Annotated in this window: 13 protein-coding genes and 2 pseudogenes; 4 read left to right on the top strand and 11 right to left on the bottom strand. The window is 36.1% G+C overall.

Annotation, left to right across the window (positions count from 1 at the left end):
- The first annotated feature begins 9 nt into the window (after positions 1–9).
- Positions 10–1,113: a DUF4861 family protein gene (locus ACJ5H0_RS18725; RefSeq protein ID WP_411251349.1), complete on the top strand. Its 1,104-nt coding sequence runs from the start codon at positions 10–12 to the stop codon at positions 1,111–1,113.
- Between the two features lie 109 nt (positions 1,114–1,222).
- On the opposite strand, the gene ACJ5H0_RS18720 is transcribed toward ACJ5H0_RS18725, so the two are convergent.
- The 5 genes from ACJ5H0_RS18720 to ACJ5H0_RS18700 all read right to left on the bottom strand — a co-directional run bounded on the left by ACJ5H0_RS18720 (position 1,223) and on the right by ACJ5H0_RS18700 (position 5,412).
- Positions 1,223–1,921 carry a hypothetical protein gene (locus ACJ5H0_RS18720; protein WP_411251346.1) on the bottom strand — a complete coding sequence of 233 codons (699 nt, stop codon included), beginning with the start codon at positions 1,919–1,921 and terminating at the stop codon, positions 1,223–1,225.
- Between the two features lie 129 nt (positions 1,922–2,050).
- Positions 2,051–3,406: a M20/M25/M40 family metallo-hydrolase gene (locus tag ACJ5H0_RS18715; protein WP_411251343.1), complete on the bottom strand. Its 1,356-nt coding sequence runs from the start codon at positions 3,404–3,406 to the stop codon at positions 2,051–2,053.
- 49 nt (positions 3,407–3,455) lie between these two features.
- Positions 3,456–3,584: a hypothetical protein gene (locus ACJ5H0_RS18710; protein WP_411251341.1), complete on the bottom strand. Its 129-nt coding sequence runs from the start codon at positions 3,582–3,584 to the stop codon at positions 3,456–3,458.
- 96 nt (positions 3,585–3,680) lie between these two features.
- Complete coding sequence (locus ACJ5H0_RS18705) at positions 3,681–3,974, bottom strand: helix-turn-helix domain-containing protein (RefSeq protein ID WP_411251338.1); 294 nt, start codon at positions 3,972–3,974, stop codon at positions 3,681–3,683.
- Positions 3,934–5,412 carry an AraC family transcriptional regulator gene (locus ACJ5H0_RS18700; RefSeq protein WP_411251335.1) on the bottom strand — a complete coding sequence of 493 codons (1,479 nt, stop codon included), beginning with the start codon at positions 5,410–5,412 and terminating at the stop codon, positions 3,934–3,936. The genes ACJ5H0_RS18705 and ACJ5H0_RS18700 overlap by 41 nt, the downstream gene beginning before the upstream one ends.
- Before the next feature lie 283 nt (positions 5,413–5,695).
- Between ACJ5H0_RS18700 and ACJ5H0_RS18695 the strand changes: the two genes are divergently transcribed.
- Positions 5,696–5,926, top strand: coding sequence for a hypothetical protein (locus ACJ5H0_RS18695; protein WP_172283897.1), 231 nt, complete (start codon positions 5,696–5,698; stop codon positions 5,924–5,926).
- A gap of 205 nt (positions 5,927–6,131) precedes the next feature.
- Here the strand turns inward: ACJ5H0_RS18695 and ACJ5H0_RS18690 are convergent, their stop codons facing one another.
- From ACJ5H0_RS18690 to ACJ5H0_RS18675, 4 genes and pseudogenes are all read right to left on the bottom strand, one after another.
- Entirely contained in the window at positions 6,132–7,580 is a 1,449-nt protein-coding gene (locus ACJ5H0_RS18690) for a TolC family protein (protein ID WP_273651082.1), read from the bottom strand.
- Positions 7,561–10,753: pseudogene (locus ACJ5H0_RS18685) on the bottom strand (efflux RND transporter permease subunit). The gene ACJ5H0_RS18690 and the pseudogene ACJ5H0_RS18685 overlap by 20 nt, the downstream one beginning before the upstream one ends.
- 22 nt (positions 10,754–10,775) lie before the next feature.
- Positions 10,776–11,858 carry an efflux RND transporter periplasmic adaptor subunit gene (locus ACJ5H0_RS18680; protein WP_411251332.1) on the bottom strand — a complete coding sequence of 361 codons (1,083 nt, stop codon included), beginning with the start codon at positions 11,856–11,858 and terminating at the stop codon, positions 10,776–10,778.
- Positions 11,859–12,001: 143 nt separating this feature from the next.
- Positions 12,002–12,385 (bottom strand): hypothetical protein, encoded by a 384-nt coding sequence (locus ACJ5H0_RS18675; RefSeq protein ID WP_411251329.1) that lies wholly within the window; start codon positions 12,383–12,385, stop codon positions 12,002–12,004.
- Between the two features lie 377 nt (positions 12,386–12,762).
- Here ACJ5H0_RS18675 and ACJ5H0_RS18670 point away from each other — a divergent pair, with 377 nt between their 5' ends.
- A complete protein-coding gene (locus ACJ5H0_RS18670) occupies positions 12,763–13,155 on the top strand; it encodes a hypothetical protein (protein WP_172283888.1) in 393 nt (130 codons plus the stop codon).
- 45 nt (positions 13,156–13,200) lie between these two features.
- The gene (locus ACJ5H0_RS18665) at positions 13,201–13,635 is read left to right on the top strand and encodes an META domain-containing protein (RefSeq protein ID WP_172283887.1); all 435 of its coding nucleotides are present in this window, start codon (positions 13,201–13,203) and stop codon (positions 13,633–13,635) included.
- Here the strand turns inward: ACJ5H0_RS18665 and ACJ5H0_RS18660 are convergent.
- Together ACJ5H0_RS18660 and ACJ5H0_RS18655 are read right to left on the bottom strand one after the other, a co-directional pair.
- The gene (locus tag ACJ5H0_RS18660; protein WP_411251326.1) at positions 13,624–13,941 is read right to left on the bottom strand and encodes a SemiSWEET transporter; all 318 of its coding nucleotides are present in this window, start codon (positions 13,939–13,941) and stop codon (positions 13,624–13,626) included. The two genes, ACJ5H0_RS18665 and ACJ5H0_RS18660, sit on opposite strands and share 12 nt — an antisense overlap.
- A 66-nt stretch (positions 13,942–14,007) precedes the next feature.
- Positions 14,008–15,043, bottom strand: a pseudogene (locus ACJ5H0_RS18655) (NAD(P)/FAD-dependent oxidoreductase).
- Between the last annotated feature and the right edge of the window lie 26 nt (positions 15,044–15,069).

Here is a 15,069-nt window from a genome sequence, read left to right as displayed (position 1 = left end):
CGGAAATTCATGAAATCAACATTATGGGGCTTAGTAATGATACATTGTGTATCTTTCATGCATGCCCAACAATCCATATTATTAAAATTAGAGCTAAAAAACAGTCTTACGATTCCCCGAAATATGGAGTCCGTCGAAATTCCTTTAAAGAAAGTCAGGATTCTCGCCGGTCAAAGTTTTACCATTAATGATGCATCTTCCAAAAAGGAGCTCCCCTATCAGTGGTTGGCCAACGGCGACCTTCTTATTCAAAGCGACTTTAGGGCTGGCGAAATAAAAAAAATAGAATTTTATAAATCTTCACCACAGCATTTTGAGCCTAAAGTGTACGGAAGATTTGTACCCGAACGTCTTGGAGATTTTGCATGGGAAAACGAGAAGATCGCTTTCCGTATGTATGGAAAAGAACTGGAAAAAGTTCCTGAACAAAACGGTTGGGGAATGGACGCCTGGACAAAAAGAACCAACAAAATGATTATCAACCAATGGTATCAACTCAATAATTACCATCAGAATAATGGAGATGGGTTGGACTTTTTTCAGGTAGGCCGTACTTTGGGAGCGGGTGATGTTCTTCCTTTTATAAATAATAATTTTGCCTATCTTGGAAATTATACTTCCTACAAAATCATTGAAGAAGGTCCTCTTCGATTTACATTTGAACTCACTTATCCCCAAGTAAAAATTGACGGCTATGAAATTTCCGCACTCAAAAGAATCAGTCTGGATGCAGGTTCACAACTTAACAAATCTGTCATTAGGTATGACTTTAAAGGAAAAAAGACCCTTCCTGTTTTTACCGGTATTGTTCATTGGGATGGTAAGGGGCAAAAAATCATCGACCAGGATAATCAGCTGGCTGCTTACTGGCCTGAGAACTCAAAAAACGGAACTGTAGGTAGCGCTATTCTATACCCTAACAGCAATAACCTTATTATTGATAAGAATAAACATCTGGGCTCGGAAACTAATGTAAAAAGCAATCAGGCCGTTACCTTTTATACGGGTGCTGTCTGGGATAAAGCAGGTGAAATTACTTCCGGTAAAAACTGGCTACATTACCTTCAGGAATTTTCTCTCAGATTAAAACATCCTATACAGATAACCCAATAATAAAAAAAAAATCCTGATCATGTAATCAGGATTTGTTTGTTTGATCAGTATCAAATACCAATCAAACCATAATTGAGTTATAATGAATGTTTTGGTGTCGGTTGTATAATTAGTTACACATGGTAAGAAACTGATGGCTCATTTGTACCTTGAATCTTGCATCTGATTTCAGCTTATTATAAATAGTCATTTCTGTAGCCTGTACAGCTCTTAATTTCCGATCGATAAATTGAGCGATCTGAACAACAGAAAAAATAAAATCACGATAAACTCCAATATTTACAGTTTGCCCATGGTAAGGAAGGTAAGCCTTTAAAAAAGAAATAGTTTTCTGATGTTGATTGTAATTCACACAATATCCCGCTCCCTCTTTAAAAGTAATGATTTCAGGACTGTTAATATAATCTAGAACATTTTTATCTTTAGGAGAGATCTCGTTTTTAGCAAAATACCGGTTTATTTTATCAAGAATATGTTGCGCATATTCCATCATTGTTATTGTTCTCCATTCAAATACATGGTTCATTTGCTTTTTATGCTTCTTCTCTGTATCATTTTCACAGTTGGTACAAAAAGATAAGCCGATTTTTTCATGGTATGGGAAAAAGCAATCTTTGATTTGAATAGATGCATCAGCCTGAATCCTGTCATGAGTGAAGTTGTAATACAGATATGGACAATACATATCCACAAGACTTTTCAAAAAATCAGTTTCACTGGTATTCAGATGCTCTTCAAACCACTTTTCAAGATTATTGTAATAATTATTTTCAAACTTTTTATAGCTTAAATAAAAAGGCAATTCCATAGCTTTATATTTTGATAAGACAAAGCTATTTCAGTAAAGCGTCAAAACTTGACGTTTAATATTTTTTTAGTAAAAATTTAAATTTGAAGCGGGATCAATTACAGGCTATCAGGCTATGATAGGTATGAATCACTTATCATAATTCTTCATGATATACTCAAAATAATGAATCATTTTCATGTAATTTTCAATACTGATATACTCATTAGTACTATGAATGCTTTGTTTTTCAGCATCAGTAATTTTAATAGGCATAAACCTGTAAATATTTTTACTTACGATCTGATATTTATAAGCATCTGTTCCGGCAATGGTAAGATAAGGAGTGACTAAAGAATTAGGGTAAACCTCCTTAATCCCCTGTTCAATCACTTTATATGCCCTAACATTCGTCGGTGATATCGCAGAAGCCTCTCTGGTATTGTCAATCTCTTCCACTTCTACATCAAAACCTTTGGTCGCCTTAGCGATATGATCTCTTATATCTTTTACAGAATTACCTGAAAGTAATCTGAAATTAACCACAAACTCAACTTCGGGGGAAAGTACATTAGTTCCGTCACTCCCTTTCATCATGGTAAGAGCAGTTGTAGAGCGTATCAAAGCATTGGTGGAATTGTTTTTAGCCAACTGTGAAAGCAACACGGATTTTAAAAGCCATTGATTAGAAATAGCCAATCTATTTGCAAATGGCATTGTTCCGCCAATATTATCAAAAAACTCTTTAATAAGAGGAGTGATGGTTGGCTTCATCTGATCTTTTTCCAATCTTTGCATGATAACAGCAGCTTTACCAATGGCACTTTCCATAGGTGGCATTGAGGAATGCCCTCCCAATCCTTTCACTTTTATTTTTGCAGAAAGAAATCCTTTTTCAGCACAACCGATTACGGCAACATCAGAATCTATTCCTTTAATCCCTCCTTTTTCCAGGATTAATCCACCTTCATCATAAACCGCATCAAACGTCAATCCTTTTTTCTTAAAATCCTCGGCGATCTGTTTTGCTCCTTTTCGTCCTCCTACTTCCTCATCAAACCCAAAAGCTAAATAAATATCGCGTTGAGGAACTGTTCCGCTTTTAATCATATTGGTAAGAGATTCCATCAGGGAAAACAGCATTCCTTTCATATCGATCGCTCCTCTTCCATAAATTCTTCCATTCGCAACCGCCCCGGAAAAAGGAGAAAAATCCCAATCTTCTGCTACTTTGGTTACAGCGGGTAAAGCTTTATCATCGGGTCTGAAAACATTTTGTTCATTATTTTTGATATCAGCATCGCCCGGAGGCACTACATCTATGTGTGATAAAAAAAGGATAGGCTCCAGATTAGGTTTGCTTCCTTTTAATTTAAAAACTAATCCACAGGTATTAACTTCATAGTTTTCTGTGTTTTGATAGACTAAAGGATATGATTTTTTCAAATATTCTTTGAATTGTCCAAATGGAGCATAATCAAAAACATCCAGATCACCCGCTGACACTGTAGGTATTTTAATTCCACCTGAGAACCTTTGGATGGCAGAATCATTTTTAACCCATTTTGTTTCCGGAACAGAACTTAGATTGTTTTTTTTTAAACGGATACGTAAATGTCTTGATCAGCAATACCGCAACGATCACCACGACAATGACTGCAATTGCTAAAAGGAATTTTTTCATGATCTTTTGTTTTGTGATAGCTTTTCAATAAATATAATAAAGATATTCATAAAAAAAAAACTCAAAACAGAATATGGATATGAAGTAAATGTTTTTTTACGCAGGATTAAATGCCGAGAAACTATTTTTACTATCTAGTTCCTGTTTTCTTTTGCGGATAAAATCCGTTGGTCGGATCCCGTTAATTTCATAAAATAAATCTGAAAAATTCTGTCTGGATGCGATACCACACTCCTTTGCTAAAGTTTCTATGCGGTACTTAAGATATTCTTTATTCTCAAATAGAAGTGCTGTTATGTAATTGATCCGGAGCTCACTTAGATATTTATTGAAATTAACTCCTTTACAATCATTGATCACCTGAGAAAGATAATTTGAATTGGTTCCCAACTGCCCGGCCAGTTTGTGAATGGTAAGACCTTTTTGAGTATATTCTTTTTTTTGCTTCAAATATTTTCAGCTTGGTGAGAAGCTCTTCTACCTTATTTTCATCTAATCCGGTTTTCTTTTCCTCAGCATCTATATTCAACAATGATTTTTCAGGTACTGAATTTTGATGTAAACTGAATTTTTCCTCCAAAAGGATATATTTCTGCTGAATGTCCTTTTCTCTTCTATATCTTATGACAAGAAGGATGGTAAGTATAATCGCCAGAACAATTAAACTTACTATAATAATATTGCCCCAGGAATTGGCTTTCTCCAGTTTACTTTTTTCTTCAAGCAAAGTCCTGGTATCAAATTCTTTATGAATTTTACTCGACAAATAAATAAAATCCTTCGAAATAATACTGTCTGCTTTTAAAAGCTGACCGGTAAAATATAATTGCTCGCCTTGATTCCCTTCTTCCTTATAATGCTTGATCAGGATTTCATAATTTTCTCTAAGATCAGGAAGAATAAATTGATGTTTTTGAAATATAGAATCAACTTTCCTAAAATACACAATAGACTCTGTATCCTTTTTTAATCCGGCTAAACTTTTCCCTATATAAAAATATCCTACGGATAGTCGTGCAAAATCACCGCTTTTCTTCATAGGAAAAACCGACTGTTTCAAATCATCGACAGCCGTTATATAATCTTTTCTGTCAAATTCCGATATTCCTTTTGCAAGCTGAAAATAGCCTTTCTCCTGCGAGTATTCACCATTGGCACCTACCTGCTGTAATCCAGTGTGGATAGCCTTATCTGCCTGATCCGGCTTATGTAAATTACGGTAGCAGATAATCAATTGATGTAAGCTGTTGAGATAACCCTTTTTATTGTTATACACTTCATTAGGATGCAATCCGGATTTTGATTTCGGTCCGTAATAGGCGATACATTGTTCAAATAATTTTGAGGCCTCCTCATAATATCCTAAATAACTTTTTACAACACCTATATGATACAGATTCTGATATTTCAGGAAATCATTTTTCGTATCCTTCGAATATTCGTAAGCGAGCAGATATTCATTCAATGCTGCCTGGAACCTTTTGTAATGATAGTAATAAACAACCCCTTTTTCTAGATAAGCAGTACTTATGAGATCTTTATCTCCGGATTGCTGAGCAGCCCATACCGTGCTGTCTGCATAAATAAGCTTCTGTTCGTTGGAAGAGGAATAGAATACTCCATCCTTATATCCCTGAACAAGCTTTTCAAAATTCTTTTCCTTTTTAGCTTTATTAATATAAGGTTGAATATATGGAAACGCCTGAGTGTTATTTTCTTCGAAGTTTTCGTATTTCAACCGGAGTTTATAATAGTCACTGTATCCTTCCTGAGAAAAGGATAATTTAAAAATTACTAAGACGAGTATAAAAAGCAGTTTTTTTATCACTTCGAATATTTAACAAACCATATTTATAAACCAAAAATACATAAAATCATTTAATTCCTATTAAACAATTATGATTTAATCCCCTTGGTTTTCGACACATTAAAACTTTAAATAAACAATTGAAAATCAAATATTTAACATTGTCCTTATTTATGAATTAGGACGTCTTAATTGCCGAATAGAGACAACAAGTACTTTTTTTTATCATTTTATGCCTATAATTTCGGACTCAGAATTCTGAATGATAAACCTGGCCGGGATAACCTTTTAACTCTGAAATTTTATGAAAAAGATTATCTCATTAAAAACCTTTCCATTAATAATTGCTATGGCAGTTTGTATGACTTTAGGAGCTTGCAGACAGGATGATGAAAACGACTTTCAAATGGCAAAGAATAATGCCACTGGGCTTAAAATTGCTAGTGACAAGCAATCAAAGACGGTAGAAGGAAAACTGGTTGCAAAAACAGATCCTCCTGTAAAAAACGGAACACACTGGAAAACACAACCATAACAGGAAGAAAGCACTCCTGAATGTTGATTATAACGAACTAACAACCATGTTTATATATAATTTAGTTGCAAATTGCAGGTAAATTCCAAAGGGCCCGGCATATTACAGGGCCCTTTTTTAATGGAAATTTAATTGATATTTTAAACAAAAAAGAGGCTGTCTGATGACAGCCCCCTTCTATTAAAAAAACATTAAAGATTTATAATCACTTCCAGCCTCCGCCTAAGCTCTTATAAATATCAACAACTGTACTCAGCTGTTTTTCTTTTGCTTCTACCAATTCCATTTTGGCATCTAAAGCATCTCTTTGATTTAATAATACTTCAAGATAGTCTGCTCTTGAATTTCTGAACAATTGATTGGCAATATCAATAGATTGATCTAATGCGTGGGTTTCCTCAGACTTCAGCTTATAATACTGATCAATATTCTTAACTTTCGACATCAGATTAGCAACATCCAGATATGCATTGAGAATTGTTTTATCATATTCATACAATGCTTGTATCTGTTTTGCATCAGCAGTCTGGAAATTAGCCTTAATCGCCGTTTTATTAATCAGAGGTCCTGCTACTTCTCCTACCAGATTATAAGCGATAGACTCGGGCATTTTTACCAGATAAGAAGGTTTGAAAGCTTCCAGTCCAAGCGCTGCAGAGATCTCAAGGGAAGGATAAAATTCTTTTCGCGCAGCTTCCACATCCAGTTTTGCAGATTTTAATTCCAATTCAGCCTGTTTGATATCTGGGCGATTGGCTAATAATTGCGATGGGATACCGGTGTAAACGGTCTGAGGAATTGTAGACATAAAGCTTTCCTTAGTTCTTACAATCGGCTGTGGAAATCTTCCTAAAAGAGCATTTATCTCATTTTCCTTTTCAGTGATCTGTTGTCGGATTGTATATTCCGTTGCCTTGGACTTAGCCAATTCTGCTTCAAATTTCTTTACAGCCAGTTCTGTTGCCGCAGCAGCCTCCTTCTGGATTTTAGAAATCTCCAACGCCTTATCCTGCAGCTTGATGTACTGCTGAATAATATCCAACTGGTTGTCAAGTGAAAGCAATTCATAATAATTGTCCGCCACTTCTTCAATAAGGCTGGAAAGAACAAAATTCTTTCCTTCTACTGTAGACAGATAATGGGCTACAGCAGATTCTTTTTCTGTTCGTAGTTTTTTCCAGATATCAATCTCCCAGTTTGCCATTAATCCTCCTTCAAAATTACCCAGTGGATCAGGCATTTCTCTTCCGGGTTCAATCTCCGTAGTTGCATCTCCTGCTCCTTCACTGGTATAACGTCCGGATTTTTTCAACCCCGCTCCCAGTTTTGCCTCTACTGTAGGACTCAATTTACCTTTCTTGTAAAGAACTCCGCTTTTTGCGATTTCAATTTCCTGTAAGGTAATCATCAGCTCCTGATTATTTTTCAGGGCGGTTTCAATCAGCACTACAAGATTTGGGTCAGTAAAAAACTGCCTCCATGGAGTTGTCCCACTGTTGGTATTAGCATCCTGCTGATCATTTTCTCCAAAGTTCTGAGGTACATTTTCTTTTACCTCGTCTTTTATAACAGTCGCCATAGGTGCTTTACAACTTGATAAAACAAGGGATAATGCTATGGCTGTAAGTATTGATTTAGTCTTCAAATTTTCCATCATGTTCGTAAGGTTCAGTTTGTTCTGTTAAAGGATTTTCTTCCTCATATCTTGCCAGCCTGGACTTTTCAGCAATCGTTCCGAAAATATAGTATAATCCAGGAATAATCATTAATCCAAAAATGGTCCCTATCAGCATTCCTCCTGCTGCTGCAGTTCCGATTGTTCTGTTTCCGACTGCTCCCGGTCCCGTTGCCATTACCAACGGAATCAATCCGGCAATAAACGCAAATGAGGTCATCAGGATAGGACGGAAACGGATTGTTGCTCCCTCGATAGCAGCTTTCACTACAGAGATTCCTTCTTCTGCCTTTTTCTGTACGGCAAATTCCACAATCAATACGGCATTTTTCCCTAAGAGACCAATAAGCATTACCATTGCCACCTGAGCATAGATGTTATTTTCCAACCCTAATAGTTTCAGGCATAAAAATGCTCCAAATATCCCTGTAGGAAGAGAAAGAATTACCGGCAAAGGAAGAATGAAACTTTCATATTGTGCAGAAAGAATAAGATATACAAATCCAAGACATACAAGAAAAATAAATATGGCTTCATTTCCACGGCTTACTTCATCTTTGGAGATACCTGCCCAGTCGATTCCAAATCCTCTCGGTAGAGTTTTATCTGCAACCTCCTGAATGGCTTTGATCGCCTGACCACTACTGTATCCCGGTGCTGGGGTTCCACTTACCTCTGAGGAATTATACATATTATGTCTTGTAATCTCAGATAATCCATATACTTTTTCAAGCCTCATGAAATCTGAATATGGAACCATTTGCTCCTTATCGTTTTTAACATATAGCTTCAATAAATCAGTTGGTAATGCACGATATTGCGGCCCTGCCTGAACGATTACCTTATAAGGTCTGTCAAAACGAATAAAACTGGTTTCATAGTTCGAACCAATCAATGTTGATAAATTATCCATTGCATTGGCAATAGTCACTCCTTTTTGCTCCGCCAGGTCATTATCAACTCTCAACATATATTGCGGGAAACTTGCTGAATAAAAGGTAAACGCTGATCCAAGTTCAGGACGTTTTTTTTAGCTCTTTAACGAAGTCATTACTTACTTGCTCCATTTTATGGTAATCCCCGCTACCCGCTTTATCTAAGAGACGAAGCTCAAAACCTCCGGCAGCACCATATCCCGGAATAGAAGGCGGTTGAAAAAACTCAATATTGGCACCCGGAATATTTTTGGCTTTTTCTTCTAGTTTCTCAATGATTTCTGCCGCAGATTCTTTACGATCTTCCCAGCTTTTGAGGTTGATAAGACAGGTTCCGGAGTTAGATCCCGTTCCTTCTGTTAGAATTTCATAACCAGCAAGGGAAGAAACAGACTGTACTCCATCAATATCTTCCGATTCTCTTAAAAGTTCTTTTGCTATCTGATTTGTTCTTTCCAAAGTAGATCCCGGAGGAGTCTGAATAATAGCATAGATCATCCCCTGGTCTTCACTAGGAATAAACCCTGATGGAAGTGAATTGCTTAAAAAGAATGTACATAAACAAAAAGCTAACAACAAAGGAAGCGTAAACATCTTTTTCGTTACGGTCTTATTCAGTAACTTTTCATATTTCCCGGCTCCTTTAGTAAATAACCCATTAAATTTATCCAGGAATATCGTAATCGGAGTTCTTCTTTTTGCCTTTCCGTGATTATTCTTTAAAATTAAAGCACATAAAGCCGGAGTCAGTGTCAATGCCACAACCCCTGAAAGTATAATTGCAGAAGCCATCGTAATAGAGAACTGACGATAGAAAACACCTACAGGTCCTGACATAAATGCAATAGGAATAAATACAGACGCCATTACCAAAGTGATTGCTATAATCGCTCCACTGATCTCATGCATCGCCTCTTCCGTTGCTTTTAATGGTGAAAGATTTTTTTCTTCCATTTTGGCGTGGACGGCTTCAATAACCACAATGGCATCATCCACAACTACACCGATCGCCATTACAAGTGCAAAAAGTGAAATCATATTCAATGTGATCCCAAATGCAGACATTACGGCAAATGTTCCTACCAATGACACCGGAACTGCTAAGGCCGGAATCAATGTTGAACGCCAATCACCAAGGAAAAGAAACACCACAATCGCCACAAGGATAAAAGCTTCAAATAAGGTATGAACCACTTTTTCAATCGAAGCATCCAGGAACCTGGATACGTCATAACTGATGTCATAATGCATTCCTTTAGGAAAAGAAGTTTTCTGAAGATCAGCCATCAGGTTTTTTACATTCTTAATAACATCACTTGCGTTGGATCCATAAGACTGCTTCACTGTGATTGCCGCGGAAGGTTTACCATTCAATGTTGAATAAATATCATACATTGAACTTCCGAATTCAATATCGGCTACATCTTTCAGTCTTACAAACTCCCCGGCTGACTTTGCCTTAAGGATAATGTTTCCATAGTCTTTTTCACTATTAAAACGACCAGGATATTTTAGAATATATTCAAATGATTGAGAACGTTTTCCCGAACTTTCTCCGGTTTTCCCCGGTGAAGCCTCTAAACTCTGCTCATTCAAAGCTTCCATTACTTCGTCTGCTGAAATATTATATGCCGTTAATCTGTCCGGTTTTAGCCAGACACGCATTGCATATTCACGGGTTCCAAGGATATCGGCAAAACCAACTCCACTTACCCTTCTCAATTCAGACATTACATTGATGTCCGCATAGTTAAACAGAAACTTCTGGTCAGCTTTGGGATCATCACTATACAGGTTGATATACATCAACATGTTAGGCTCTTCACGGGTGATCTTCACCCCCTCTCGGACAACCAATGGAGGAAGTTTGTTAACCACTGAAGATACCCGGTTCTGAACGTTTACTGCTGCAACGTTCGGATCAGTTCCCAAATCAAATACAACCTGGATGGAGGCTTCTCCGTCGTTTCCAGCGTCAGAAGTCATATACTTCATCCCCGGAACACCATTGAGTCCTCTTTCCAGTGGAATAACTACAGATTTAATTAACAGTTCATTGTTTGCTCCCGGATATTCCGCAGTAATATTTACTTTAGGCGGAGAAATGGACGGGAACTGTGTTATGGGCAGCTTAAGAAGTGATAAAACTCCCATAAACACAATAATCAATGAGATTACGATAGACAGAACAGGTCTGCGAATGAATTTCTTAAACATACAGCTTCATTTTACGAGTACACTACTCTGCTTTTAATTTCAATGATTGAATTACTTTCCGCGGATCCTGGAATTTCACTTTTACTTTTTGGTCGTCCTTCACTTTCTGAACGCCCTCTAAGAGAAATTGCTCTCCTGCTGCCAGGCCTGAAGCCACAACATATAGATCAGGTAATTCATAAGCCACTTTTATGTTCCGGGATTTTAATACGCCATTTTTGCCAACGACAAACACATATTTCTGATCCTGAATTTCATAAGTAGCCTTTTGTGGAATAATTAAAGCATTTCTGAGCGGTAGGGTCATTCTTACCTTTCCGGTTTCTCCATTTCTCAAAAGTTTATCAGGATTGGGAAACTTTGCCCGGAAGGCTATATTCCCCGTTTCATTATCAAATTCCCCTTCTATTGTCTGGATCTCTCCTTTTTGAGGAAGTGCATCTCCATTAGCCATAATAAGAGTTACTTCTTTGCTTCCTCTATCTGCGGCATGAGTCTGATAATTCAGATATTCGGGTTCTGATACATTAAAATAAGTGTAAACATTGGTATTATCAGACAAACTGGTCAATAAATCTCCTTCATCGACAAGACTTCCGAGTTTCAATGGAATCCTGTTAATAATACCTGAGAACGGAGCTTTTATATCGGTGAATGATAAATGAATCTGGGCAAGTCTCATCTCTGCATTAGCAGCATCAAGCTTAGCTTTTGCCATTGCTCGTTCGTTCTTTGAAACAATATTATTACTGGCTAATGTACTTGCATTTTTTAATTCAATATTGGCCTGTTCCACTTCAGCTTTGGATTTCATTAATTCAGCCTGATACAATTGAGGCATAATACGGAATAAAGTCTGTCCCGCGTGAACAAACTGACCTTCGTCCACGTAGATCTTTTCAAGAAATCCTTTCTCCTGTGCACGGACTTCGATATTTTTTACAGATTGGATCTGCGTAACATATTCTTTGTTGATTACAGTATCCATTTTTACCGGAGACGTAACCGGAAAGGTTGTTACTTCTTCTTTTTCTTCTTTTTTGTTGTGACAGCCAACAAATAACAAGAGGGTGCTTAGCACAATGCCCGAGGCAGCTCTTTTCATAATTTTGAAATTATATAAATCGTTAATGTTTTAATAGAATAGAAATGGTAATTGAGAGAGAACGCTATGCCCACTACCAACAAGCACAACGCATACTGCTCCACTCTGTAATCAGAGCAGAATAATACATTGAAAAATGAATTTTAAATTCTGATAGATCGGATCAGAATAAACTTTTTTACAGAGGAATAATTGGAAACATATCCTAGAATACGGGCTTTTAATTTCTTATAATTAAATAGTCCGAAGAAATACACCAAACCGAAAACGCCCACAAAAAGAATAGCATCCTGAACACTATCCGACCATTGAAAATCTTCTTCTGTAAGCTCTAAAGAAGAATTATCAACACCATCCGGCATTTGCTGGATTGATAATTTATCGTAGGTCTGATTTAAACGATTGGCTTTTTTAGGTAAATGATGAGAAACAGGTAGATGGTTATGTAATGTTTTGACATTGATTTTGCTTTCCACTATGAAAAGCAGAAATAGACTCGTCAAAAAATACACAATATAGTTTCTCATTTTGAAGTGGCAAAGGTAAGCTTAGATTTGAATATTTTTATACAGATTAACAAAATTTAACTCACTCACAAATATCAATCATCGGAATTGATTTATTTTCTTTCGATTCCCGGCATCAAGATACCTGAGATTACAACAGGTTTTTCATCATTTCTAATGGGAAATACAGTGTAGATTGCCAATACAAATAATTCCGTAAAACAGAAACAATCGTTAAAAAAAAATAAAAATAACCATTTCCGAAACAAAGATGCATTCCATACTATTGATATGAATATTTAATTAATTTATTAAAAATTAACAAATACACCGTAAATATTTTGTAATTTTACAGTTCACAAACAAGTAACCAATGAAACACCTAATCACAAATACTTATGAAAAAAATAGTTCACATTATTATCCTTGTTCTCGCTGTAGTTTCCGTAGCAGCATGTAAAAGCTCAGCCAAAGAAGAACCCGAAGTTATCGCCTCTCAACCCGTAGAAACAGATGATATTACCAAAGAAGTTTTTACAGATAATTATGGAGATAAAATAGAAGTCGCAATCAATAATACAGATAATACGGCTGTTATTCACCTTGATGGTAAATCTTACGAACTTAAAAAGAACAAAGATCTGCCAGATTATACTGCATCCAATCCAGAGTATCAGTATTCTAATATCAGAGGAAATATAACTTTTCTAAAAAGAAATGTTGACATGGTCTTGTTCCACCACAAACAGGAAAAGAAAGGGGCCACTGCCAGCAAAATGGCATCATATTAGTTTTGTCAAACTAAAAATTAGATGCTTTAATTAAAAACAACACCCATGAAAAAACTACACAACTATGTCTTAATACTTTCTGTACTTATCCTGGCGATATGCTGTACTGCAAAAACAGCCGATAAGAACAGTAATGATATTACCGGAAAAACTTGGAAACTGATTGAAATTAACGGTCAGCCTATACAGCTAAAAAACCCGAAAAATAATCCTTATTTCAAATTGAATATGACTGACATGCGGTACGAAGGAAACGCTGGATGTAATGGTCTGGGAGGTACTTTTGAAATCAAACAGGACATTATGCGTATCAAGTTCAATCAGGGGATTTCTACCATGATGGCTTGTGATGATCTGGAAATAGAGCAACGTTTTACCAAGGCTTTATTGGCAGCAGATAATTATTCTGTAAGTGGCAAAATCCTGAGTCTTAATAAAGCTAAAATGGCACCCTTGGCAAAATTTTCCCTACAAGAATAAATAAAAATGTATACAGATAAGAAGGCACTTTCTCACGAAAGTGCCTTTTATTTTTTTTTTATAAATCATATAACAGATTAAAAGTACCACATTCAGCACGACAGCAAATGCATTGGATAATATAATGGGAAGTTCATCCTTCAGTAATCCATACCACACCCATAAAGACAAACCGGAAATAAGAACCAGAAGCATGATCCATGAAATATCTTCAACATTCTTTTCTTTAAGAACTTTTATCAGCTGAGGAACCATCGATACAGAAGTGAGCACACCTGCCACAATACCAAGTATATTTTCATTCATTTTTATAGAATTCACATATCCTGAATATACTAATTTTTTAATTAGGTAACGAAAAACATACACGTATTATGTAAACCTTTTAAGGGCAACTTCATCAGGTAAAGGAATTCCTTTCTCTATAAGCTGATACAAACTTCCGGAAAAATAACATCCGTTTAATATTCCCCTCGCCCCCAATCCGTTGAAAACATACATATTGGAATATTCACTATGACTCCCAATAATAGGTCTCCTATCCTTCACAGTTGGCCTGAAACCAAAATTAACTTCCTGTATCTTAAAATCGTAAGGATATACTTCAGATAACCCTCTTAACAGCTGGTCTACCGCAGAATCATCAATTTCGTGATGCAATTGCTCACGATCGTATGTGCCACCATAAAAATAAAGTCCATTATCAATGGGAAATAAAAAATGTTTCTTCTTTATGGTATCGACGGTTGAAATTTTTTCTGATAATTTGATTCTGATATGATGTCCTTTGTTTGGAATTACAGCAATGTCTGAAAAGTACGGGTTTTTCATTACCCCCATTCCTTCACAAAAAACAATATTCTTAAAACGAATTCCTTTATATTCGGATCCAGACACATCTAAACTATCATAATTAAACTTCTCGTTGATAAGATTTCCTTTGTCCTCGAAATAATTGAAAAAATCGTTAAAAAAGTTACTGACATCCAATCTCGCAGATTGATTAACGATTCCCGTACTAAAAGGATTATTAATTCCTTCCAAACTTTGAAACTCCCTATTCAAAAAGTTTTGTAATTCTAAATGATCAGACTTCTTAGCCCAAAGCTTTTGTTCATTTTCATCATGGAAAACCCTATGAATAGGCTTATCAATCAAATAGTTTCTCCCTGTATATGATTCAATTTCTAAAAGGGTTCTTTTCAGAGTATTTATTTGTTCCTGTGCTAACCAGAACGTTGTAAATTTCTTTAATACCACAGGATTAATGATTCCTGCAGAGACCTGTGAAGCACTTTTCTTTTTCTCGGAAAAAATAATAAATGATTTATTATTCTGTATTAACTGATGGGCAAAAAAAAAGCCCGGCATATCCATCCCCTACAATAATATAGTCTACATTTTTCATAATAAAAAAACCTGAGTAAAAATACT

Origin of the sequence: Chryseobacterium proteolyticum, assembly GCF_046591535.1 — a bacterium.
In the GTDB taxonomy this organism is placed as follows: domain Bacteria; phylum Bacteroidota; class Bacteroidia; order Flavobacteriales; family Weeksellaceae; genus Chryseobacterium; species Chryseobacterium proteolyticum.
The sequence above is the reverse complement of the archived record's forward strand: the minus strand, read 5'-3'. Positions and strand labels throughout refer to the sequence as shown.

Coding starts and splice junctions, on each gene's coding strand:
- ACJ5H0_RS18725 (WP_411251349.1), top strand. CDS start 10: ATGAAATCAACATTATGGGGCTTAGTAATGATACATTGTGTATCTTTC.
- ACJ5H0_RS18720 (WP_411251346.1), bottom strand. CDS start 1,921: ATGGAATTGCCTTTTTATTTAAGCTATAAAAAGTTTGAAAATAATTAT.
- ACJ5H0_RS18710 (WP_411251341.1), bottom strand. CDS start 3,584: ATGAAAAAATTCCTTTTAGCAATTGCAGTCATTGTCGTGGTGATCGTT.
- ACJ5H0_RS18695 (WP_172283897.1), top strand. CDS start 5,696: ATGAAAAAGATTATCTCATTAAAAACCTTTCCATTAATAATTGCTATG.
- ACJ5H0_RS18690 (WP_273651082.1), bottom strand. CDS start 7,580: ATGGAAAATTTGAAGACTAAATCAATACTTACAGCCATAGCATTATCC.
- ACJ5H0_RS18680 (WP_411251332.1), bottom strand. CDS start 11,858: ATGAAAAGAGCTGCCTCGGGCATTGTGCTAAGCACCCTCTTGTTATTT.
- ACJ5H0_RS18675 (WP_411251329.1), bottom strand. CDS start 12,385: ATGAGAAACTATATTGTGTATTTTTTGACGAGTCTATTTCTGCTTTTC.
- ACJ5H0_RS18670 (WP_172283888.1), top strand. CDS start 12,763: ATGAAAAAAATAGTTCACATTATTATCCTTGTTCTCGCTGTAGTTTCC.
- ACJ5H0_RS18665 (WP_172283887.1), top strand. CDS start 13,201: ATGAAAAAACTACACAACTATGTCTTAATACTTTCTGTACTTATCCTG.
- ACJ5H0_RS18660 (WP_411251326.1), bottom strand. CDS start 13,941: ATGAATGAAAATATACTTGGTATTGTGGCAGGTGTGCTCACTTCTGTA.